16 protein-coding genes are annotated in these 22,813 nt (G+C 65.2%); all 16 read left to right on the forward strand.

Features of this window, described 5'->3' with window-relative positions; all coding sequences use genetic code 11:
- The first annotated feature begins 23 nt into the window (after window positions 1-23).
- The 16 genes from PVZ72_RS17260 to PVZ72_RS17335 all read left to right on the forward strand — a co-directional run bounded on the left by PVZ72_RS17260 (window position 24) and on the right by PVZ72_RS17335 (window position 22,809).
- Entirely contained in the window at window positions 24-464 is a 441-nt protein-coding gene (locus PVZ72_RS17260; RefSeq protein WP_133860422.1) for a low molecular weight protein-tyrosine-phosphatase, read from the forward strand.
- A 15-nt stretch (window positions 465-479) separates the two neighbouring features.
- A complete protein-coding gene (locus tag PVZ72_RS17265; protein ID WP_133860421.1) occupies window positions 480-2,696 on the forward strand; it encodes a polysaccharide biosynthesis tyrosine autokinase in 2,217 nt (738 codons plus the stop codon).
- A gap of 201 nt (window positions 2,697-2,897) precedes the next feature.
- Window positions 2,898-3,773: a glycosyltransferase family 2 protein gene (locus tag PVZ72_RS17270; protein ID WP_273862568.1), complete on the forward strand. Its 876-nt coding sequence runs from the start codon at window positions 2,898-2,900 to the stop codon at window positions 3,771-3,773.
- On the forward strand, window positions 3,766-4,506 hold the full coding sequence (locus tag PVZ72_RS17275; RefSeq protein WP_187980881.1) for a WecB/TagA/CpsF family glycosyltransferase: 741 nt from the start codon (window positions 3,766-3,768) through the stop codon (window positions 4,504-4,506). The genes PVZ72_RS17270 and PVZ72_RS17275 overlap by 8 nt, the downstream gene beginning before the upstream one ends.
- Window positions 4,507-4,590: 84 nt before the next feature.
- Entirely contained in the window at window positions 4,591-5,868 is a 1,278-nt protein-coding gene (locus PVZ72_RS17280) for a hypothetical protein (RefSeq protein WP_133860418.1), read from the forward strand.
- A gap of 55 nt (window positions 5,869-5,923) precedes the next feature.
- Entirely contained in the window at window positions 5,924-7,195 is a 1,272-nt protein-coding gene (locus tag PVZ72_RS17285) for a flippase (RefSeq protein ID WP_252977242.1), read from the forward strand.
- Between the two features lie 57 nt (window positions 7,196-7,252).
- Window positions 7,253-8,287, forward strand: coding sequence for a glycoside hydrolase family 5 protein (locus tag PVZ72_RS17290; protein WP_273862601.1), 1,035 nt, complete (start codon window positions 7,253-7,255; stop codon window positions 8,285-8,287).
- Window positions 8,288-8,572: 285 nt separating this feature from the next.
- Window positions 8,573-9,685 (forward strand): polysaccharide biosynthesis/export family protein, encoded by a 1,113-nt coding sequence (locus PVZ72_RS17295; protein ID WP_133860417.1) that lies wholly within the window; start codon window positions 8,573-8,575, stop codon window positions 9,683-9,685.
- A 328-nt stretch (window positions 9,686-10,013) separates the two neighbouring features.
- A complete protein-coding gene (locus PVZ72_RS17300) occupies window positions 10,014-12,770 on the forward strand; it encodes a bifunctional glycoside hydrolase 114/ polysaccharide deacetylase family protein (protein ID WP_273862602.1) in 2,757 nt (918 codons plus the stop codon).
- Complete coding sequence (locus tag PVZ72_RS17305) at window positions 12,751-16,347, forward strand: tetratricopeptide repeat protein (RefSeq protein ID WP_273862569.1); 3,597 nt, start codon at window positions 12,751-12,753, stop codon at window positions 16,345-16,347. The genes PVZ72_RS17300 and PVZ72_RS17305 overlap by 20 nt, the downstream gene beginning before the upstream one ends.
- A gap of 22 nt (window positions 16,348-16,369) precedes the next feature.
- Complete coding sequence (locus PVZ72_RS17310; RefSeq protein WP_273862570.1) at window positions 16,370-16,885, forward strand: penicillin-binding protein activator LpoB; 516 nt, start codon at window positions 16,370-16,372, stop codon at window positions 16,883-16,885.
- Complete coding sequence (locus PVZ72_RS17315) at window positions 16,885-18,258, forward strand: PelD GGDEF domain-containing protein (RefSeq protein ID WP_133860415.1); 1,374 nt, start codon at window positions 16,885-16,887, stop codon at window positions 18,256-18,258. The genes PVZ72_RS17310 and PVZ72_RS17315 overlap by 1 nt, the downstream gene beginning before the upstream one ends.
- The gene (locus PVZ72_RS17320) at window positions 18,236-19,225 is read left to right on the forward strand and encodes a HEAT repeat domain-containing protein (protein WP_133860414.1); all 990 of its coding nucleotides are present in this window, start codon (window positions 18,236-18,238) and stop codon (window positions 19,223-19,225) included. Before PVZ72_RS17315 ends, PVZ72_RS17320 begins: the two co-directional genes overlap by 23 nt.
- Complete coding sequence (gene pelF / locus PVZ72_RS17325; protein ID WP_133860413.1) at window positions 19,222-20,745, forward strand: GT4 family glycosyltransferase PelF; 1,524 nt, start codon at window positions 19,222-19,224, stop codon at window positions 20,743-20,745. Before PVZ72_RS17320 ends, pelF begins: the two co-directional genes overlap by 4 nt.
- A gap of 1 nt (window position 20,746) precedes the next feature.
- The gene (gene pelG / locus PVZ72_RS17330; protein WP_273862571.1) at window positions 20,747-22,117 is read left to right on the forward strand and encodes an exopolysaccharide Pel transporter PelG; all 1,371 of its coding nucleotides are present in this window, start codon (window positions 20,747-20,749) and stop codon (window positions 22,115-22,117) included.
- 80 nt (window positions 22,118-22,197) lie between these two features.
- On the forward strand, window positions 22,198-22,809 hold the full coding sequence (locus PVZ72_RS17335; RefSeq protein WP_273862572.1) for a hypothetical protein: 612 nt from the start codon (window positions 22,198-22,200) through the stop codon (window positions 22,807-22,809).
- Window positions 22,810-22,813: the final 4 nt, after the last annotated feature.

The raw sequence follows: 22,813 nt of genomic DNA on the forward strand, positions 1-22,813 counted from the left end.
GGACAACAGGAAGGTTTTGAAGAATGATCAAGTCGATATTGGTTGTATGCGAAGGGAACATCTGCCGTAGCCCGGTCGCAGAAGCACTACTGGCCAAGGCCCTGGAAGGCCGTGACGTCCAGGTCGGCTCGGCCGGCATCAGGGCGCTGGTCGGCCACGGCATCGAGAAGACCGCTCAGGAGGTACTACTACGGGAGAACGGCATCGATTTCACGACCCACAAAGCTCGCCAGGCGGATGCAGAGATGCTGCGCAAGGCGGATTTGATTTTGACCATGGAAGAGTTCCACTCACGCTCCGTCGAAAGTATTGCTCCTGAAGTCAGGGGTAAGGTTTTTCTGATCGGGAAATGGTTGAGCAATCAAGAAGTACCAGACCCTTATCGCCTTTCTAAAGAGATGTTTCAAAATGTCCAAATACTTTTGACGCGCTGTGTAGACAGTTGGCTTCCATACATCAAATAGGGAAGAAGGAATTTCATGACCACGATGCCTCGCTTTACTCCCGAAGTTAAGAATGAGTCGGATATCAACTTCTCCGCACTCTTCGGTATGTTGATCGATTACAAATGGCAACTCCTGTCGGTAATCGGCATTTTCGCTGCGCTCGGTATCGGCTATGCCATCCTGGCCACGCCGATGTATTCGTCCAACGCCATGATCCAGATCGAAATGGAGAAGAAGGGCGTTACCCGACTGACCGATCAGTCCACCGGCATGCCGCCGCCCATGCCCGAGGCGGTGACCGAGATCGAGCTGCTCAAGTCGCGCTCCGTGATCGGCAAGGCGATCGAGAACCTCAAGCTGGATATCGAGGTCAAGCCGCGCTACTTCCCGCTGATCGGCAACTTCGTCGCGCGTCGTTTCGATCCGCAGAATGAAACTGACGTCGCCTCTCCCCTGCTCGGCCTGAACAGCTTTGCCTGGGGCGGCGAGAAGCTGGTCATCGACCAGCTGGAAGTACCGGACAGCAACCTCGACAAGCCGATGAAGCTGAAGGTCGAGGACAACCAGAACTTCACCGTCTTCAATGCCGACGACGAAGTGGTACTGCACGGTGGCCTCGGCCAGCCGGTGAGCAATGCCGGGTACCAGATCAAGGTGACTACGCTGCAGGCTCGCCCTGGCACCGAATTCACCATCATGAAGAAGCGTTTTTCCAAGACCATCCAGGAATACCAGGGTCGCATCGTCGCCGGTGAGCGCGGCAAGATGTCGGGCATCATCGGTGTCGGTCTGCAGGACGCGGATCCGCTGAAGGCCCAGGCCATCGTCCAGGAAGTCGCGGACATCTACGTACAGCAGAACATCGATCGCAACGCCGCCGAGTCCACCCAGAGTCTGGAATTCCTGCGTGCCCAGATCCCGGTCGTGAAATCCGACCTGGAAAAGGCCCAGTCCGCGCTGAACTACTACCAGACCAACAAGAAGTCGGTCGATATCGACAGCGAGACCAAGGGTGTCCTGGAACAGACCGTTGCCCTGGACAACCAGATCTCCGAGCTGAACCTGAAGCGCACCGAGATGGATCGCAAGTTCACTCGCCAGCACCCGGCCTACCAGGCGCTGATGAGCCAGCTGGGCCAACTCCAGGCCGAGCGCGCCAAGCTGCAGAAGCGCGTCGAAGTGCTGCCGGAAACCCAGCAGGAACTGCTGCGTCTGAACCGTGACATCGAGGTGACCGGCCAGACCTATGCGCTGATGCTGAACAAGGCTCAGGAACTGGAAGTCATTCGCGCCGGTACCGTGGGCAGCGTCCGCATCATCGACAACGCCAACGCCAACGTCGACGATCCGTCCGCGCCCAACAAGCCGCTGATCATCGCCGTCGCCATCATCCTCGGCGGCATCGTCGGCCTGGCCATCGTCTACACCCGTCATACCCTGCGTCGCGGTGTCGAGACCCCGGAAGCCATCGAGCAGATCGGTCTGCCGGTCTACGCCTCGATCCCCTACAGCAAGAACCAGGCGGACACCACCAAGGTACTGGGCACCAAGCAGCCGGGCGAATCCTCGCTGACCGCCATTACCCATCCGACCGATCTGAGCACCGAGGCGCTGCGCAGCCTGCGTACCAGCCTGCACTTCGCCATGATCGAGGCCAAGAACAACATCCTGATGATCTCCGGTCCCAGCCCGGGCGTCGGCAAGTCCTTCGTGTCCTCGAACCTGGCCGCGGTGATCGCCGAGTCCGGCCAGCGCGTCCTGCTGATCGACGGCGACATGCGCAAGGGCTATCTGCACAAGCTGATGAACACCAAGCAGCAGGACGGTCTGTCCGATCTGCTGAGTGGCCGCATCGCCCTGAACGACGCCATCAAGAAGACCGAAGTCGGCAGCCTGGATTTCGTCTCCTGCGGCCAGTTCCCGCCGAATCCGTCGGAACTGCTGATGAGCCTTCGCTTCACCACCGTGCTGAAGAAATTCAGCGAGCTGTACGACATCGTGATCATCGACACCCCGCCGATCCTGGCGGTGACCGAGGCCGGCATCATCGGCAGCCACGCCGGTACCAGCCTGATCGTCGCACGTTTCGGCGTGAACAGTGTCAAGGAGCTTGAGGCGACCAAGCGCCGCTTCGACCTCAACGGCATTCCGCTCAAGGGCGTGATCTTCAACGCCGTCGAACGCAAGGCCAGTAACTACGGCTCCTATGGCAACTACCACTACTCCTACGAGCAGGACGCCAAGAGCTGATGCACGACCCCGGCTTGACGGCCTGAGCGCCGTCCAGCCAATCCCTTCAGGGATCGCGGCAGTATTCGTACAGGCGCATCGAACAAGAAACTACCTCACACAGCGATTTCGAAGGGTTCGCTCCTGAACCCGGCCACGCTTGGCAGCCTTGGATCTCGACGCTGTACCGGATTGATGATTCTGAAGAATAGGAACACGCCAATGAACGTAGTCATGGTGCTCAACTACAAGGCCCCCAACGAAACCATCAGTTGTGTGGAGAGCATCCTCAAGCACTGCCCGTCCATCGATCACACGGTGGTGGTGGACAACGATTCCCAGGACGGCTCCATCGACGTCCTGCAACGCTGGCAGGCCGAAAACGGCCTGAGCCAGGTCACCGTGCTCGCCAGTCCGCGCAACGACGGCTATGCCGGTGGCAACAACTACGGCATGCGCTGGGCGCTGGACAATCTGGAGGTCAAGCATTTCTGGGTCGTCAACAACGACGCCTACGTCAAGGACGATGCCTTCGCGCCATTGCTGGCCGAACTGCAGCGCGCGCCCAAGACCATCGTCGGCTCGGTGATCCTGAGCTCCCAGACCGGTCGCCTGGAGTGCTACGGCGGCGGCATCCTCTATCCGCTGCTGGGCAAGTCCAAGCTGCTGGGCAAGGACATCGAGGTCAGCGAGATCTCCAAGCTGGACCGTGAACCCGACTACATCATGGGGTGCAGCATGGCTTTCTGCGCCAGCCTGCTGACCGAGATCGGATTCATGGACGAAGCCTACTTCATGTACTCCGAAGAGGTGGACTGGCAGCACCAGGCCAAGCGCAAGGGCGTCGCCCTTAAGGTTTCGCCCGAGAGCCAGCTCTATCATTACGGCTCCATGAGCTCGGGTGGACGTAGCGCCTTCTATCACTACTTCCGCAACCGCGCGGCCACCCGTTTCAATCGCAAGTTCCACGGTACCCCCTACGCACTGGTCTCCGCCGTGTTGCTGTCCGGCATCACCGTGCTCAAGGAATTCAAGAATCCGAAACTGGCCTGGTCCGGCGTCAAGGGCGCCTTCAAGGGAGCGACGATGCATGTCTAACCTACGCACCCAAGCCTTTGGTATCGACTTCTTCACCGGTACCAAGGACGAGTTGCTGAACTCGATCAGCCAGGACATCCATCGGCCCTACAGCTACATCGTCACGCCGAACATCGACCATGTCGTGCAGCTGCAGAGCAATGCCGACATGCGCGAGTCCTATCAGCGCGCCGGCAAGCGCATCTGCGACAGCCGGATCCTGATGCCCATCCTCAAGTCGCTGGGCGTCGCCGTGCCCGAGGTCATCACCGGCAGCGATCTGACCCTGAGCATCCTGCGCAAGGCCAACGACGAGCGCCTGTCGGTGGTGCTGATCGGTTCCAGCGAGGATGACGTCGGCAAGTTGCGCCGGATGTATCCACACATCCAGCTGACGCACTACAACCCGCCGATGGGCTTCATCAACGATCCGCTGGAGACGCAGAAATGCGTCGACTTCGTGATGCAGAATCCGTCGGAGTTCATCCTCTATGCCGTAGGGGCGCCGCGTCAGGAAAAGCTCGCGCGGCAGATCGACAGCAGCAAGCGTACCGGTGTCGGCCTGTGCATCGGCGCGTCCATCCTGTTCGCCGTGGGCACCGTCAAGCGCGCACCGCGCTGGATGCAGAAAGCCAGGCTGGAATGGCTGCACCGGCTGTGCTCGGAGCCCAAACGGCTGGCCAAGCGTTACGTGCACGATGCGTTGAGCATCCTGCCCATCTATCTCAAGGAACGCAGCAGTCGACGCACCTGAGTGGCTGCCTCGCAGCGTTCTCAGCCGCAAGGAAGATGACCACCGGACAAGCCGTCCGGTGGTCCCGTCTGGATGGGTAGGTCTATGAGCATTCTCCGTAAAAGTACCGTTTCCTTCGTTCTCCTGATCCCGTTGCTGATCCTGCACCTGGACGTGTTCGGCGAAAGCCCGCACAACCCGGTCGGCATCCTCTATCTGAACGAGCTGTATCTGGCCATCTGCATGGCCTTCACCTTCTTCTACCTGCTGACCAGCATTGGCACCCAGCAGCGCGAATTCAAGATCCTGATGACCTACGCCGTCTATTCGTCGGTGGTCTTCATCGGGTTGCCAGCGGTCTTTTCCTTCCTGTTCTACGGTCAGCCGCTGATCTATGGCCTGATCGAGGAGCGGCGGATCCTGTTCTGCTTCGGCTTCGCCACCCTGATGTTCCTCGGTCGCAACATGACCGCCTCGCAATTCGAGAAGGCTCTGCTGATCACCGCGCTGCTGGCCGCCGTCATGGCCTGGATGTTCAAGTTCGGCGTGCTGCCGGACCTGCGTGACAAGCAGTCCTCCTTCGACCGCCCGGACCGTTCCTCCATCGGTGCGCCGGCGCTGTGCCTGGCCTACTTCTACTGCATCCAGACCTGGAACAAGGGCATCTCGCCGATCGATGGCTCGACGCGCAGCAAGACCGTCCACATCGTGCTGGCCATGGTCTTCCTGCTGACCCTGGTGTTCGGTACCCAGACCCGGCAGCTGATCGTGCTGGCGCTGGTTTTCACCGTGTTCTGCCTGAAGAGCAAGTCCATCGTCTGGATCTGCGTCTCTACGCTGCTGCTGTCGCCCTTCTTCATCTTCCCGGACCTGATGAAGGTGCTGGGGCTGAATCTGGACTTCTATGCCCAGTCGGTGGAGGACGGTCCCACCGATGGCGTGCGTGAGCAGACCATCGGCTACATCTTCTCCCACCTCAGCCAGAACCACTGGTTGCCGAGTGGCTCGCTGTCGCTGATGTGGAACAACGGCTTCATCCCCTATTTCGGCGAGTACTTCTTCCTCTCCGATGTCGGGGTGTTCGGCACCCTGTTCCGCTTCGGCTTCCTGGCCTTCATCATCATCCCGGTGTCGCTGTTCCTCTACTATCGCTGGGCCAAGATGCTGCACCCCGATACCGGCTTCGTGGTGACCGCCACCCTGGCCCAGCTGGTGATCTGGCCGCTGGCCGGCTTCTTCGAGTACCTCCAGGCCACCATCTGCTACCTGATGGTGATCCAGGCCCTGCGCGCGCTGCACCACTACAGCTCCGCGTCCGCCCCGGAGACCTACGTCAGCAGTCCCTACCCGCGCCCGAGCAGCCAGCTGGCTCGCCCGGTCTGATCCCTCGTGCCGCCCGGTGTCCGCCGGGCGGCCCCAAGGAGTTTTCACCCCCACGATGTCGATGATCAAAAACAGCACCTGGAACATCCTGGGTGTCGTCATTCCCAGTGCCATCGCGCTGCCCACCATGGGTGTGCTGTCGCGCCTGCTCGGTGTCGAGCAATTCGGCCTGTTCACCCTGGCCTTCGCCATTGTCGGCTATGCCACCCTGTTCGATGCCGGCCTGTCGCGCGCGGTGATCCGCGCCGTCGCCATGCACCACGGCGACAAGGAGCGCAACCGGCTGGTCATGGGCACGGCCACCGGCGCCGTCATCGGCCTGAGTCTGCTGGCGACACTGCTGCTGTGGTTCGGCGCGGGCAAGGTGGTGAGTCTGCTGCACGTCTCGCCCGAGCATTTCGACAATGCCGTGGCCGGCTTTCGCTGGCTGAGCCTGTGCGTCCCGCCCTTCCTGCTGGCGACGGTCTGGTTCGCCTACCTGGAAGGCAACGAGCGCTTCGGCGAATTCAATATCCTGCGGACCTTCTCCAACAGTCTGCTGGCGATCGCGCCGCTGATCGCGGTACTGATCGAACCGAGCTTTTCCGCCACCGTGATCGGCCTGGTGCTGGCCCGGGTGGTCTCCATGGCGCTGGCCTACTGGCCGTTGCACAAGGATTTCCCGGAAGGCATCCGGACCTTCAAGGCCGAGGTGTTCAAGGAGCTGTTGAAATTCGGCAGCTGGATGACGGTGAGCAACATCATCAGTCCGCTGATGGTCTATTTCGACCGCTTCGTGCTGTCGCACATGGTCGGTGCCAGCCGCGTGTCCTTCTACACCGCCCCGGCCGAGGCGGTCTCGCGGATGCTGATCATCCCCAATGCCGTGGCCCGGGTGGTGTTCCCGCTGCTGAGCAAGAGCAGTGAGGACGCTACGCGCCAGGCCAACAAGGCCTTCTGGGGCCTGTTGCTGATCAGCCTGGCGATGGTGCTGCCGATCCTGGCGCTGGCGCCCTGGATCATGACCGTCTGGATGGGCCCGGAGTACGGCGGCGATGCCGCGCAGATCCTGCGCATCCTGGTGGTGGGCTTCATCTTCAACGCCCTGGCGCAGATTCCCTTCGCCAAGATCCAGGCCCGCGGTCATTCGCGGACCACCGCGATGATCCATCTCGCCGAACTGCTGCCCTACCTGGGTCTGCTGGTGGTCTGCATCCAGCATTTCTCCATCATGGGCGCCGCCATCGCCTGGACCATCCGGGTGACCGTGGACTATCTGGCGCTGGAATACTTCGCCCGGCGCACACCGCCGCTGCAACCCGCGCCGGTCTATCAGCAGAGCTCCTGAGGGAGCCCTGCCCAGACGAATTTCCGCAATACACGAGAGGTGCTGTCCGTGTCACGAGTGAAACGTCGTATCGGTGGTGGCCTGCTGGCCACCGTCTTGTTGTCCGCGGCGCTTTATGGCCAGGCTCAGCCCGAGTCGGCGACGGCCAAGGTGGACCTCATCGGCATCAACATGTCGGCCGCCGGCTTCGCCGGCCAGGTCCTGCCGGGCGTGGAAGGCACCAACTACTTCTACCCCACCGAAGAGTACTTCCGCCGCTACGCGGCCAAGGGCATCCGCTTCATCCGCTTTCCCTTCCTCTGGGAGCGGGTGCAACCCCAGCTGGGCGGTGAACTGGACCAGGCCCAGGTCGCGCTGCTGCAGCGCACCCTGGATTTCGCCGACAAGTACGGCATCCGCGTGATCCTGGACATGCACAACTACGCGCGCTATCGCGGTCAGCTGATCGGCTCTTCCCAGGTGCCCTACGCCAGCTACGCCGATGCCTGGAAACGCCTGGCCCTGACCTTCCAGAAGCATCCGGCGCTGTACGGCTACGATGTCATGAACGAGCCCCATGACACCCAGGGTCTCTGGCCCCGCGCGGCCCAGACGGCCGTGGACAGCATCCGCAGCGTCGACATGAAGACGCCGATCTTCATCGCCGGCGACAGCTGGTCCAGTGCCCAGCGCTGGCCCCAGGTGAATGGCGACCTGCTGATCAAGGATCCGGCGGACAACCTCATCTATGAGGCCCATATCTACTTCGACGACGATTCCAGCGGCAATTACGCCTCGGGCATGAAGGGCGTCCATCCCATGATCGGCGTGGAAAGAACCCGCCCCTTCATCGAATGGCTGAAACAGCACAATTTGCGCGGCTTCGTTGGCGAATATGGGATACCTGCACACCCACAGTGGCTGGAAGCCATGGACAATCTGCTGAGCTATCTGGGCGAGCAGTGCGTACCCAGCGCCTATTGGGCGGCCGGTCCGGGCTGGGGCGACTATCCTCTGGCCATCGAACCCAAGAACGGCACGGAGAAGCCGCAGACGGCCCTGCTGCAAAAACACCTGAACAAACATGACTGCCAAGTCATAGGACCTCGTTAGCGGAGATGTGACAGATTTCGAACGGCGTCACCTTTTTCCGCTCCCGGGGCGCTGAACTCGATGGCTAAAGGCCAGTCCTAGACCAGCAGACTCAGGTGCTCATACAACTAAAAGCTGAGACCTCGAGTTCTCTCGTACGCTGGACAGACGGGTCACCTGGAACCTGGTCCAGTGTCGAGGCTCGCCGCGTCTTGCGAAGGAACACCATGAATAACCGGCTCGTTGCTTCTACCTTCCGATTTATTCCTCTTGCTCACACTCAATCAGCAATCAAGGACGAATGACATGAAAACCAAATTTACCGCTCTGGCCTTGCTGTCCGGCATCGTCCTGCAGGGTTGTGCCTACTCCCCGGGTCAGTACCTGGACCAGGACGACCTGAAGAGCGATCCGAGCATCCAGGGCACCAAGGTCCAGCTGATCCCGATCACCAGCTCGCTGCTGATGAGCCAGGATTCCGCGGCCCTGTCCAAGGCTCCCGACCTCAAGCCCCTGCTGGACTACAAGCCACAGGCTTACCGCGTCGGTGCGAGCGACCTGCTCTACATCACCGTCTGGGATCACCCCGAACTGACCGCTCCGTCCGGCGCCCAGCAGCAGCTGGAAGCCAACGGTCGCCTGGTACGTCCGGATGGCACCCTGTTCTACCCCTACGTCGGCACCGTGCGCGCCGCCGGCAAGACCCTGGAAGAGATCCGCACCGATATCTCCCGCCGTCTGGCCACCTTCATCGACAATCCCCAGATCGACGTCAGCGTGCTGAAGTTCGGCAGCCAGAAGGTCACCGTCTCCGGTGCCGTGAACAAGGGCGATGCCATTCCCCTGACCACCAAGCCCATCACCCTGGTGGAAGCCCTGGGCCAGGTTGGCGTGGCCAACACCGGTGGCGCCGATCTGACCGGCGTGACCCTGGTCCGCGACGGCAAGGAATACCGCCTGGATACCGACAGCCTGAACCGCAAGGATTCCAAGCTGTACGGCATCTACCTGAAGGACGGTGACAGCATCCACCTGCCCTACAACGATGCCCGCAAGGTCTATGTGGTCGGTGAAGTCCGCTCGCCCGCAGCGGTCAGCTACAAAATCACCAACCTGAACCTGATGGAAGCCCTGAGCCAGGCCGGCGGCATCCAGCAGGAAACCGCCAACGCCGATGCCGTCTACGTCATCCGTGGCCCGGAAGATCTGAAGGCGCCGGGTGCCACTGCCCAGGTCTTCCACCTGGCGGCCAAGAACCCCACCGCCTATGTGCTGGCGCAGAACTTCCATCTGCAGCCGCAGGACGTGGTCTTCGTTGGCCCGGCCGGTATCACCCGCTGGAACCGCTTCGTCAGCCAACTGCTGGGTTCCACCAACATCCTGTCCTCCAGCGCCAGCCTGAACAGCAGCTTCAAGTAATAGCGCCCCTTGCCGTCATGCCGGTTACCGCCGCGCATGACGGCAATTCCTCTGACGTTCTGCTACACCCCCCTCTGCATCCCCGCTCTATTTTTCCCGCCAGAAAAATCTGAAATCCGCTGCCTAGACGGCCTCGCCCGTCGCCCATTAATTATTTCGATACCTATTAGCCCCGTAATTGCTGCCGCTCGGCCTGGCACAGGCAGTTTTTCGTCACGCTTTTGCGTAATGTAGCTAACCTGATACCGAAGTTGGGCACGTTTAAGGACTGGGTGTGGCGTCAGGCAAGGCAACAAGAGCAAGGTCCCGCTTCGGTTGGTGGCGCAGGCTGACAGTAGGGCTGCTGGGCTATCTGTCTCTCCTGGGGACGGCCCTGGCGGCGCCCGCCAGCGTGGCGTTCTGGTACGCGGAAAAACCGCCGGTAGCCGAACTCGCGCAGTTCGACTGGGTGGTGCTCGAACCCGGACATGCCAGCGCCGCCGATGTCCGCGCCCTGCACGAGGCCGGAGCCCAACCCTTCGCCTATCTGTCCATTGGCGAATTCGCCGGCGATGCGGCGGCCCTGGAAAAGGCCGGCCTCAGTGCCGGTGCCAGCCCGGTGGCCAACAAGGCCTGGGGCAGCCAGGTGATGAACCTGGCGTCGCCGATCTGGCGAGCCCATCTGCTCGAACGCGCCGCCCAACTGGCCAAGGCCGGTTACACCGGGCTGTTCCTCGATACCCTCGACAGTTTCCAGCTGGTGGCCGAAGACCAGCGGGAAAGCCAGCGCCTGGCGCTCAAGAGCCTGCTGGCCGACCTGCACCGCCGCCAGCCGTCGCTCAAGCTGTTCTTCAATCGCGGCTTCGAGGTGCAACCCGAATTGCCCGGGGTCGCCGCCGCCATGGCGGTCGAATCCATCTATGCCGGCTGGGATGCCGGCAAGAAGACCTATCGCCCGGTCAGCGAGCAGGACCGCGCCTGGCTGAAGCCGCGAATCGAGGCGGCGCGCAGTGCCGGCATCCCCGTCATCGCCATCGAGTACCTGCCGCCGGAGCAGCGCGACGAAGCCCGGCGCCTGGCCAAGCGGCTGCGCGACGAAGGCTACGTGCCCTATATCACCACCCCCGATCTCAACACCCTGGGCATCAGTTCGGTGGCCCTGCAGCCACGCCGGCTGGCGCTGCTCTACGATGGTCGCGAAGGCGCCCTGCGCCAGTCGGCGGTGCACCGCTTCCTAGGCAGCGCCCTGGAGTACCAGGGCTATCGCCTGGACTATTTCGATGCCTCCAAGCCGCTGCCCGCGGCCTGGCCCGGCGCCCTCTATGCCGGGGTGGTGGTCTGGATGACCAGTGGCCCGCCACCCAATTCGCGGGATTTCAGCGACTGGATCGGCCAGCGCCTGGACGAAAAGACGCCGCTGCTGATCCTCGGCGGTCTGCCGCTGGACAACGAAGCCCTGCTCAAGCGGCTGGGTCTGGGCGTCAGTCGCAAACCGCTGCCCGACAACCTGACCCTCAAGGTGCTGGATCCTGCCCTCGCCGGCAACTTCGAGGCACCGGTCAAGTTGCGGACGCGTGACCTGCCCGCCGTGCAGACGCTACCCGGCGGGCCGACACCGGTGGTCAGCCTGAGCGGTCCGGGCGGGACCTTCGTGCCCATGGGCGTGGCCTCCTGGGGCGGCTTCGCCTTCGGCCCCTATGTCATGGAAGACGGTCCCGAAGCCAGTCGCTGGATCATCGACCCCTTCGCCTTTACGGCGAAGACGCTGCAACTGCCGGCCATGCCGGTGCCCGATCCGACCACGGAGAACGGCCGGCGCATCGCCACCGTGCACATCGACGGCGACGCCTTCGCGTCCAAGGCGGAGATTCCGGGCGGGCCCTTTTCCGGCCAGGTGGTGCTGGAGCGGTTCATCCAGCCGCACCCCTTTCTGACCTCGGCCTCGATCATCGAAGGCGAGGTCGGGCCCAAGGGCCGCTATCCGGAGCTGACCGCGCAACTGGAGCCCATCGCCCGCCGCCTGTTCGCCGACCCCAAGGTGGAGGTGGCTACCCACACCTTCAGCCATCCGTTCTTCTGGCAACCGGCGGTCTCCGAGCAGAGCGAGAACTTCGAAGCCCAGTACGGCTACATGATGCAGATTCCCGGCTACGACAAGGTGGATTTCACCCGGGAGATCGTGGGCTCGACGCGCTATATCAATGAACGCCTGACCACCCCGCAGAAGCCGGTGAAGATGGTGTTCTGGTCCGGTGACGCCCAACCCGATGCGGCGACCCTCAAGCTCGCCTACGACAACGGCCTGCTCAACGTGAACGGCGGCAACTCGCACATCACCCGCTCGCAGCCCTCGGTGAGCGGTCTGTATCCCTTCATCCGCCCCACCCCGGGCGGTCTGCAGTTCTATGCGCCCATCATCAACGAGAACGTCTACACCAATCTCTGGCGCGGTCCCTATTACGGCTTTCGCGATCTGCTCTATACCTTCGAGCGCACCGAGCATCCCCGCCGACTGCGCGGGCTGAATCTCTACTACCACTTCTACTCGGGCACCAAGCAGGCTTCGCTCAAGGTCATGGAAGAGATCTACCAGGGCATGGCCGCCGAACATCCGCTGTCGCTGTGGATGAGCGACTACCTGAGTCGCCTGCATGGCTTCTATACCGCCAGTCTGGCCCGGGAAGACGACGGCAGCTGGTCGATCAAGGCCCTCGACGGGCTGCGCACCCTGCGCCTGGATCCGCGCCTGGGCTGGCCGGATCTGCAGCGCTCGAAGGGCATCGCCGGAGTTCGCGACCTGCCGCAGGGACGCTATGTCCACCTGGCCGGCGATCAGGCGCGGCTGGTCCTGCGTGACAGCCGCGATCCCACCCCCGCTCTCGAAGAGGCCAACATCCCGCTGCAGCAATGGGACTACCTGTCGCCGACGCGGATCCGCTTCGCCTTCGCCGGGCAATTTCCGCTGGAGCTGACCCTGCGCGCGGCCTCGGCCTGTGAGGTACGGGTCGGTCGCGAGCGCTACAAGGGCCAGTCAGGACAGGCCGGACTGCTGACGTTCAAACTTCCGCTAACACAAGTGAGTGACGGTGAGATCGTCTGCAGCTAAGAAAACCCGGCTCCTGAGCGGTTGGACACTGCTGGGGGTCGCGCTCCTCACCGCGCTGGTGCTGGTGCTGACCTTTCACGGCAAGCAGGTCTTCCTGCCCGGCGAGGAGCCGGCCGACCAGGTCTCCATCAGCTACGCGCAGGTGCTGCTCAAGGCGACGCCGGACGATACCGGGCTGCGCATGAAGCTGATCGACCAGTTGATCGCCCTGGGGCGCATCGACGAGGCGCGGCGTCAGTTGCAACTGCTGCCCGAGCCCCTGGCCTCGACGCCCTTCTACGCCCTGGAAATGGACATCCTGCAGGCGGAGGCCCAGCCGCAAGGCCTGGCCGACGCCGATCGCGAACGCCTGGCGCAACGCCTGAGCGCCCTGGACGTGGCGACCCTGAGCACGCCCCAGCTGCAACGGGTGGCCGAGCGCGCCCTGCAACTGGCGGATCCGGCCACGGCGGCGCAGCGTTACGTCGAACTGGCCCGGCGTGATCCGCCGCGGCGCCAGCAGTGGCTGGAACAGGCGGCGCGCTGGAGCCTGGCCGGTGGCCGTCAGCAGGAGGCCGCGCGTCTCTATCTGCGCCTGGCCGATCTCGCCGATTCTGCTGAACAGCGCCAGGGCTACCGGCACCAGGCCTTCGATGCCTGGCTCGCCGCCGGCCAGGGCGCCGAAGCCGCCGCCCTGCTGGAGCAGGAACTGCCGCGTCTGCAAGCCGATGCCAGCGGTCTGGCCTGGCTGCAGGCCGGGGTGGCCGCCGCCCAGGGCAGCGGGCGCCTGGATCTGGCCCAGCGGCTGATCGATCGCTGGCGCGAGTGGCAACCGGACGATCCCGCCGCCCTGGAGGCCGCCTACCGACTGGCCCTGGGCCGCGGCGACACCGAACGGGCCTGGGAGGAAGGCCATCAGCTGCTGGCCCTGCGCCCGGACGATGAAAAATTGCTCGCGGAACTGGCCCAGCTGGGCGAATGGACCGGGCATATGGACGAAGCCCTCGACCTCTGGTTGCGCCTGCTGGCACGCCAGGACGATCCGGCCCGCCGCGACCACGCCTGGAAGCTGGCCGCCCGGGCGTTTCGCTTCGATGCGGTGGTCGAGTTGCTGGCCGAGGCGTCGCGGCAGCGCCAGCTGGACAAGACCGAACTGGACGCGCTGATCTTCGCCTACGAGTCCCTGGGCGATCCCGCTGCCGAGGAGCGCTGGCTGCGCGACTACATTAGGCGTCAGCCCAAGCAGCGCCTGGCCTGGGAGCGGCTGCAGCAACTGCTGGCCCGTACCGAGCAGGGCGATGCCGAAGCCGCAGGCTGGGCAGCGTTCGGCAAGAGATTCCCGCTGACCAACGCCGAGTATCTGAGCTGGGCCGGCACCCTCTGGGAGCTGTTCAAGCCCGAAGAGTCCTGGAAGGTGCTCGAGGGCATGCCGGCCAAGCAGCGGCAGGGCGACGACTACTGGCGCCTGCGGGCGGAGCTGGCCTGGGAACTGGAGCGCGACGGCGAGGCCCAGCTGGCCTTCGAACGCCTGGCCGCGAGCGACAAGGGCCTGGCCGCCAACGACGAGGACCGGCTGCTGGCGATCTATCTGCGCACCGCGCCGCGCAAGGCCCTGGCCCTGCTGGAAAAGAGCTGGGAAAAGAGCAAGAGCCAGAAGCGCCTGACCGACGCCCTGCAATGGGCCGAGCAACTCAAGGACACGGCGGCGCTGGAGCGGCTGCTGGCCAGTGCCGCGCGCGAGCCGGCCTCGGCCGACAATCCCGCCGTCTGGCTGGCGCGGTCGGGGCTGGACTTCCAGCGTGGTCGCGTCGTCCAGGCCGAAGAAGGCTATCGAAAGGCCTTACAGCGCTTCCCGGACGACGACCGCTTCCGCGAGCGGCTGCTGTGGCTGCTCATCGACCAGAATCGCCAGACCGAGCTGGCGACGCTGCTGCGCGACTGGAAGGGCCGGGCCCGCGACAGCGACGTGCTCTGGCTACCCTTCGGCAGCGGCCTGGTGCTGCTGGGCCAGGCGGAAGAGGCGCTCGGCTGGTATCGCCGCTACCTGGACGCCCACCCCCAGGACTGGCTGGTGCAGGCCGCCTACGCCGATGCCCTGGACGCCGCCGGTCACCAGGACGCGGCGCTGCGACTGCGCAAGGCCGTCACGCCGCACCTGGCCAACGACGAGGTGCCGGCCACCCCCGAGCGCTATGCCACCTACCTGCGCCTGCTCGCCAGCCTGCGCGGCCCCCAGGCGGCGCTGGCCCAGGCGCGCGCCTGGCAGGATGGCTCGCCGAGCATGCTGCAACTCTGGTTCGACCAGTGGCTCGACGCGCTCAGCCAGAACAACGACGACGGCCTCAAGAGCGAGTGGCTGGCCTGGGCCAAGAGTCGTGGCCTGAAGGTGCGCCAGTACGAGCAGTTGCAGGAGGTCCTGCGCCGGCAGAATCGTGGCGAGCTGGAGAAGCTGCTGGCGGCCGGCGATCTGGATCCGGCGCAGCGCGTCGAGGTGCTGCAGCGCCTCGGCCATGCCGGCGACGCCCAGGCCGCGGCCCTGACGGCCGCTGGCGACGAGCCTCCGGAGGTCATCCAGCGCCAGCTGCTGCGCCAGGCCACCGAACAGGCCGAGCGCACGCCCAATGGCGTCCAGGCCGGCTGGGAGCGCCGCGACTATGGCGGCCTGATCGAACAGGGCAGCGAGGTGCGCGCCGCCCGGCGACTCAGCGATGACGTCTATGCCGATGTCCAGCTCAAGCAGAATCGCGTGGAGAGCAGCGGCCTCAAGTCCGACGCCCTGGGCAACGAACACCAGATGCTGCTCAAGGTGCTGAAGAACCTGGCCGACGGCGGTCTGGAAACCACCGTCGACGCCAGCCAGCGGTCGGACAGCAATCGCCTGGGCCTGGGCGTCGCCCGCACCTGGCGCATCGATGGCAACACCGAGATCGAGGCGGCCCTGGACTGGCACCGGCAACCCGACGAGAGCGGCTATCTGCGCGCCCTGGGCCGCCGCGACAGCGTCAGCCTGGCGGGTCGCCACAACCTCACGCCACGCGACCAGCTGAGCTGGCGGGCGGCGCACAATCGCTATTCCAGTCGGGACGGCGATGCCCTGGGCAGCGGCTTCGCCTTCAACCTGGAGCTGAGCCACATGATCTTCTTCGAAGGTCCCACCTGGCAGGTGCGCAGCGGCATCACCTACCAGCAGAACAGTGCGCGCAGCACCCTGCCCGCCAGCGTCACCCGCTACCTGCAGCCGCTGGCCGGCAGTGGCGAGAACGGCGAGGTCACCGTGGCCGACCTGGAGGCCCTGGGCGGCACCCAGCTGTTGCAGGATCGCTATGGCCAGCTCTATGTCGGCAGCAGCTGGCGCCGCGGCATTCCCGGTTCGCTCAACCGCACCCACCCCCAGTACAGCTGGCTGGTGGACACCCTGGTCGGCTGGCAGTGGACCGAGCGCGAATTCAACTACGGTTTGAATGTCGGCCTGGGCATGGTAGTGCTCGGCGACGACGAACTGGCGTTCACCGCCGGCTACCAGTCCGCGCCCCAGGGCAGCGGCGGTCAGGCCGGCAGCACCCTGGGCATTCAATACAGCAATCGAATCGGTCGCTAGGCCGCTTCAAGGGAGAGACCTCATGAACATTACGCGTCTGCTCGTCGCCAGTGTCGCCACCGTGCTCCTGGCCGGCTGCTCGAGCTTTACCCGTCCCAGCGGCGAGGCCCTGCCCAAGGATGCGCGCTGGGGCCTGGTGCCCCTGGCCAACTATGCCCAGGCGCCCATGGCCGGCGACCGCGCCGCGCAGATCCTGGTCAGCGTGCTCGGCGAGCGCGGCATCCGTCCGCAGCTCTACGACGACAGCCAGGGCGGCAATCCCAGCGACGACGAGAAGGCCCGCCAGCGCGCGGCCCTGGACTGGGCGCGGCAGCAGAATCTGCAATACGTGCTCACCGGCAGCGTCGACGAGTGGCAGTACAAGAACGGCCTGGACGGCGAACCGGCGGTGGGCGTGACCCTGCAGGTGATCGAGCCGGCCAGTGGCCGGGTAGTCTGGAGCAACAGCGGCGCCCGCTCCGGCTGGTCCCGCGAGAGCCTGGCAGCCACCGCGCAGAAGGTCCTGCGCGGCACTGCGCAAGAGCTGCAGTTGCGCTGATGGCCCTGCAATCCGTCCACAAGGACTACACCCTGGCGCCCCGCGCCAGTGGCCGCCTGTCCTGGCTGGAAACCCTGCTGGTCACGGCGGCCGCCCTGGGACTGGGATTCTGGCTGGTGCCGGAAGACCCGCTGATGGTCGGCCTGGCCTTTCCCTGGGTGGTCTTCGCGCCCATCCTGATGGGCGTGCGCTATGGCTTCATGCGCGGCCTGGTGAGCGCCAGCCTGCTGGTGGTGGCGCTGCTCTATCTGCACCGCCAGGGCTATCCGGCCTACGAGGAGATCCCGCCGTCCTTTATCGTCGGTGTGCTGCTCAGCGCCATGCTGGTGGGTGAATTCCGCGATCTCTGGAATCGCCGCCTGGAACGCCTGGACCTGGCCAACGACTATCGCCAGCTGCGCCTGGACGAATTCACCCGCGCCCACCACCTGCTGCGCATCTCCCACGACCGTCTGGAACAGCGCGTCGCCGGCAACGACCTCAGCCTGCGCAGCTCCCTGCTGGACCTGCGCCGCCAGCTGCGCGAGGTGCCCCGCGAGCAGGACGCCCTGCAGGCCCTGGCCGAACCCATCGTCGGCCTGCTGACCCAGTACGGCTCGCTGCGGGTGGCGGGGCTGTACCGGGTCGACGGCAATGGCCGGGTGGATCGTCGCGCCCTCGCCAGCCAGGGCGAGATGCCCGGCATCGATCCCGATGACCTGCTGGTGCGCCTGACCCTGGAGCGCGGCGAGACCCTGAGCATCCGCCAGGCGCTGCTGGAGCGCGGCGAGACCCAGCATTCGGCATTGCAGGCCTGCGTGCCCCTGCTGGACACCGAGGAGCGGCTGCTGGCGGTGCTGGCCATCGAACAAATGCCGTTCTTTTCCTTCAACGAACGCACCCTCAATCTGCTCACCATCCTCGCCGGCCACATCGCCGACCTGCTCGGCAGCGATCACCAGGCGCTGGCCCTGGCCGACGACGACGCCCAGCAATTCTCCCAGCATCTCAAGCGTTCGCTGCGCGATGCCCAGCAGCACGCCCTGCCCGCCTGTCTGTTCTGCTTCGAGATGACCGAGGCCGACGGTGGCGAGCGCGCCCTGGCGCTGCTGGAGGGCAGTCGCCGCGGCCTCGACCTGCAACTGCGCCTGACCAACCAGGCGGGCCACCCCTGCCTGCTGGTGCTCCTGCCGCTGACCTCTTCCGATGGCCTGGAAGGCTATCGCCGCCGGCTGCGCCAGCTGCTGGCCGAGCGCCATGGCCAGGACAGCACCCTGGAAAGCCTGGGCGTGCGCAGCCATGAACATGAGCTGCTGCCCAAGACCCGCGCCCAGGAGTTGCGCGTCTTCCTGTTCAACGAGTGTGGCCTGCATGAACAGCAAGTGGCTGTTTAGCGGCGCCTTCGCCTTCGAGGCCAGCAGCTGGGCGCTGCTGTTCGCCAACCTGCCGGTGGCGGCGGCGGCCCTGGCCTTCGTCACCGCCCATGCCGCCGGCAGTGCCCTACTGGCGGGTGGCGTCTGGCTGTTGCTGCCCAGGCGCTATCAGCGCCCGCTGCCCTGGAGTCCGCTGTTTCTCTTTGCCCTGGCCTTCTTCATTCCGCTGGTGGGCGCGGCCGGGGTAATCGCCGCGGTCTTTCCGGCGCTCTATCTGCCGCGCAAGCGCCGCGAGATCGCCTGGGAAGCGCGCAGCGTGCCCAATCTGCCGTTCCGCCCGCTGGAGCGTCGCGAGGAGATGCTGTTCAGCGATGGCGGCCTGCAGGACGTGCTGCGCCATGCACCCAGTACCGACAAGCGCCTGACCGCCCTCTTCGCCACCCGCCGCATGCCCGGGCGCGACGCCATTCCCATCCTCAAGCTGGCCCTGCGCGATCCGGCCGACGACGTACGCCTGCTCGCCTATTCGATGCTCGACCAGCAGGAAAGCCAGATCAACCAGCGCATCGAGACCCAGCTCGGCGAACTGGCCAGCACCCCTGCGGAACGCCAGCCGGCGCTGCACGGCACCCTGGCCCGCGGCTACTGGGAGCTGGCCTATCTGGGCCTGGCCCAGGGCAGCGTCCTGCGCCACGTGCTCGGCCAGGCGCGGGAACATATCGAACTGGCCCTGGCCGGTGAAGAAAACGAAGAGCTGCGCATCCTCGCCGGGCGCATTGCCCTGGAACAGGGCGAGCCCGAGCGCGCCCTGGAATTCTTCCAGGCCGCCGAGGCGGCGGGCGTGCCCCTGGCCCAGCTGGCGCCCTTCCGCGCCGAGATCGCCTTTCTGCGCCGCGATTACGCGGTCATCCCGGCGCTGCTCGACAGCCTGCCGGCGGATCTGAAGAAGCGGCCGCCGTTCGCCGCCCTGGTGAAGTACTGGTTATGAAAGACGCCCCCGCCGCGACCGTGACGCCCGATGTCTGCCTGCTCCTGGAGGGCACCTGGCCCTATGTGCGCGGCGGGGTGTCGAGCTGGGTAAACCAGCTGATCCTCGGCCTGCCGGAGCTGACCTTCTCGGTATTCTTCATCGGCGGTCAGCGCGAGAACTACGAGAAGCGCCACTACGCCATCCCGCCCAACGTGGTGCACATCGAGGAGCACTTCCTCGCCGGCTCCTGGGTGCCCAAGGGCGCGCCCATCAGTCCGCGGCGCCAGGCGCCGGTGCAGCTGCTGCGCGATCTGCACGCCTTCCTGCACCACCCGGACGAACCCAGCGCCGCCCAGGGCGATGCCCTGGTGGACGCCTTCGCCCAGGGCAGCGTGACCCTGGACGACTTCATGTACAGCCGCGCCAGCTGGGAAGCCATCACCGAGGGCTACGAGCGCTATTGCACCGACCCGTCCTTCGTCGACTACCTCTGGACCCTGCGCGCCATGCAGGCGCCGCTGCTGATGCTGGCCGAGGCCGCGCGCCGGCTACCGCGACCGCGGATGATCCATTCCATCTCCACCGGCTATGCCGGCATGCTTGGCGCCATCCTGCAGCGGCGCTGGGGCTGCAACTTCCTGCTCAGCGAGCACGGCATCTACACCAAGGAGCGCAAGATCGACCTGGCCCAGGCCAAGTGGATCGCCGAAGGCCCGGACGAGGCCCTGCGCACCGGGCTGGACGTGGACGTCAGCTATATTCGCCGGCTGTGGATCCGCTTCTTCGAGCGCATCGGTCTGCTCACCTACAAGGCCGCCGATCCGATCATCTCGCTCTATGACGGCAACCGCCGCCGGCAGATCCAGGACGGCGCAGATCCCGCACGCTGCCGGGTGATCCCCAACGGCATCAGCCTCACCCAGTGGCAGGACGCCCTGGAGCGTCGCCCCGAGGGCGTGCCGCCGGTGGTCGGGCTGCTCGGCCGGGTGGTGCCGATCAAGGACGTCAAGACCTTCATCCGCGCCATGCGCGGGGTGATCAGCGCCATGCCCGAGGCCGAGGCCTGGGTGGTCGGTCCGGAAGACGAAGACGAGGAATACGCCGCCGAATGCCACAGCCTGGTCACCAGCCTGGGCCTGGAGGGCAAGGTGAAATTCCTCGGTTTCCAGAAGATCGGCGACATCCTGCCCAAGCTCGGCCTCATGGTGCTGACCTCCATCAGCGAGGCCCAGCCGCTGGTGATCCTCGAAGGCTGGGCCGCCGGCGTGCCGGTGGTGAGCAGCGACGTGGGCTCCTGCCGCGAGCTGATCGAGGGCTCCATCCCCGAGGACCGCGCCCTGGGTACCGGTGGCAGCGTGGTCGCCATCGCCGATCCCCAGGCCACCGCCCGCGCCATCCTCGCCCTGCTGCGCAATCCGGGGCGCTGGCAGGCCGCGCAGCGCACTGGTCTCGCCCGGGTCAATCGCTACTACACCGAGCCGCTGATGCTGGAACGCTATCGCGAGCTCTACCAGGACGCCATCGGGAGGAGCCTCTGACATGGCCGGCATCGGCTTCGAACTGCGCAAGATCCTCGCGCGCGACTCCTACACCGCCACCCTGCGCGCCTATGTCTACGCCGGCCTGATCAGTTCGGGCCCCTGGGTGCTGTCGATCATCAGCGTCATGCTGATCGGCGTGCTGGCCACCGGCATCGTCACCCCCAACGTGCTGATCCGGCAATTCCTGGTCACGGTGACCTACCTCATGGCCAGCTCGCTGATCCTCACCGGCGGTCTGCAGCTGTATTTCACCCGCTTCGTCTCGGACCGGCTGTTCGAGGAGAAGCAGACGAGCATCCTGCCCAATCTGGTGGGCATCCTGCTGCTGGTGACCCTAGTCGCCGGTGGTCTGGGCTTCCTGCTGCTGGCGACCCTGTTCGACCAGCCCTTCGCCTACCGGCTGCTGGTACTGGCCAACTTCGTCACCCTCTGCGACCTCTGGCTGGTGATCATCTTCCTGTCGGGGATGAAGGCCTACAACCGCATCCTGGTGGTGATGACCCTGGGCTACGCCATCATGATCGCCGCCGCCTTCATGCTGCGCTTTCTCGGCATGAACGGCCTGCTGATGGCGCTGCTGCTGGGCCACGCCGCGCTGCTGTTCATGTTTCTCTACGACATCATCCGCGAGTACCCGGCCGATCGCCTGGTGGCCTTCGACTTCCTCGACCGCAAGCAGATTTTCCTCAGCCTGCTGGTCACCGGGCTGTTCTACAACCTGGGCATCTGGGTCGACAAATTCGTCTTCTGGTTCAATCCGCTGACCTCCGACGCCGTCATCGGTCCCCTGCGCGCCTCCATCCTCTACGACCTGCCGATCTTTCTCGCCTACCTCGCCATCATCCCTGGCATGGCGGTGTTCCTGGTGCGCATCGAGACCGACTTCGCCGAATGGTACGAGCGGGTGTTCAACGCCGTGCGCGGCGGCGAGACCCTGCAGCACATCAGCCAGCTCAAGGAACAGATGATCCTGGCAATCCGTCAGGGCCTGCTGGAGATCTGCAAGGTCCAGGGCCTGACCCTGGTGCTGGTGTTCCTGCTGGCGCCGCAGCTGCTGGCCTGGCTCGGCATGTCGCACTACTACCTGCCGCTGTTCTACATCGACGTGGTGGGCGTGAGCATCCAGGTGGTGTTCATGGCCCTGCTCAACGTCTTCTTCTACCTGGACCGGCGCGACACCGTGCTGATGCTCTGCACCCTGTTTCTCGGCCTCAACCTGGCGCTGACCCTGCTCAGCATCGAGCTGGGTCCGAGTTTCTTCGGCTACGGCTTCACCGTCTCCCTGGCCTGCTGCGTGCTGCTGGGTCTGCACCGCCTGGACCGGGTGCTGGACGACCTGGAATACGACACCTTCATGCTCCGGCACTGACGGCCGCCGGCACCGGACGAACGGTGTGACCCGCCCACCCGGGAGGCGTCCAACACAGCTCAGCCCTGCAGGACCCTGCCATGAATACCGCCGCCTTGCGCCTCGTGATCCAGACCACCCAGGTGCGCGCTCGGGACAGTGGCGAGGCCAGCCGTACCTTTGCCGACCAGGCGGCGCGTACGACCAGCGCCGATGCCACCCGCGGCGCGGCCCTGGAGCGCTTCGCCAGCGCCTATGTCGACAAGGTGCCCGATGCCCTCGAAGCCCTGCTGCTGCAGGCGCGGGCGGTGGCCTTCGAGGCGCCCCTGGCCGGGGTGCTCGACCGCGCCCTGGCCGGTTTCGCCCCGGCGGCACTGGCCCAGGCGCCTTCCGCCAGCCTGGCGCTGCTGGCCGCGGCCTATCGTCTCCATCGTCTGCTCGAAGGCCTCCAGCAGCGCCTGGCCGCCTGGTGGGGCGCCACTGGCGAATCGACGGCGCCCAGCCTGGGCAATCTGATCGCCCACCAGGTGCTGGGGCAGCTCACCGTGGCGGCCCTGGAAGACGCTGTGGAAGGCTGGCTCGATGACCTGGACGCCAGCGTCGAGGCGCCGTTCACCCAGCAGTGCTTCCAGCCCCGGCAACGGCGCGGCGCCCTGGCCACGGCCCGCCCGGTCCTGACCTTGAGTCGCCAACGCCAGCGCAGCGTTCGATAAAACG

It is taken from the genome of Pseudomonas sp. LA5, assembly GCF_028640825.1.
Taxonomy (GTDB): domain Bacteria; phylum Pseudomonadota; class Gammaproteobacteria; order Pseudomonadales; family Pseudomonadaceae; genus Chryseomonas; species Chryseomonas aestiva.

Excerpts from the sequence above, each read along its gene's own strand:
- PVZ72_RS17275 (WP_187980881.1), top strand. The coding sequence starts at position 3,766 with ATGTCTAACCTACGCACCCAAGCCTTTGGTATCGACTTCTTCACCGGT.
- PVZ72_RS17260 (WP_133860422.1), top strand. The coding sequence starts at position 24 with ATGATCAAGTCGATATTGGTTGTATGCGAAGGGAACATCTGCCGTAGC.
- PVZ72_RS17335 (WP_273862572.1), top strand. The coding sequence starts at position 22,198 with ATGAATACCGCCGCCTTGCGCCTCGTGATCCAGACCACCCAGGTGCGC.
- pelF (WP_133860413.1), top strand. The coding sequence starts at position 19,222 with ATGAAAGACGCCCCCGCCGCGACCGTGACGCCCGATGTCTGCCTGCTC.
- PVZ72_RS17315 (WP_133860415.1), top strand. The coding sequence starts at position 16,885 with ATGGCCCTGCAATCCGTCCACAAGGACTACACCCTGGCGCCCCGCGCC.
- PVZ72_RS17280 (WP_133860418.1), top strand. The coding sequence starts at position 4,591 with ATGAGCATTCTCCGTAAAAGTACCGTTTCCTTCGTTCTCCTGATCCCG.
- pelG (WP_273862571.1), top strand. The coding sequence starts at position 20,747 with ATGGCCGGCATCGGCTTCGAACTGCGCAAGATCCTCGCGCGCGACTCC.
- PVZ72_RS17265 (WP_133860421.1), top strand. The coding sequence starts at position 480 with ATGACCACGATGCCTCGCTTTACTCCCGAAGTTAAGAATGAGTCGGAT.
- PVZ72_RS17320 (WP_133860414.1), top strand. The coding sequence starts at position 18,236 with ATGAACAGCAAGTGGCTGTTTAGCGGCGCCTTCGCCTTCGAGGCCAGC.
- PVZ72_RS17285 (WP_252977242.1), top strand. The coding sequence starts at position 5,924 with ATGTCGATGATCAAAAACAGCACCTGGAACATCCTGGGTGTCGTCATT.
- PVZ72_RS17310 (WP_273862570.1), top strand. The coding sequence starts at position 16,370 with ATGAACATTACGCGTCTGCTCGTCGCCAGTGTCGCCACCGTGCTCCTG.
- PVZ72_RS17295 (WP_133860417.1), top strand. The coding sequence starts at position 8,573 with ATGAAAACCAAATTTACCGCTCTGGCCTTGCTGTCCGGCATCGTCCTG.
- PVZ72_RS17270 (WP_273862568.1), top strand. The coding sequence starts at position 2,898 with ATGAACGTAGTCATGGTGCTCAACTACAAGGCCCCCAACGAAACCATC.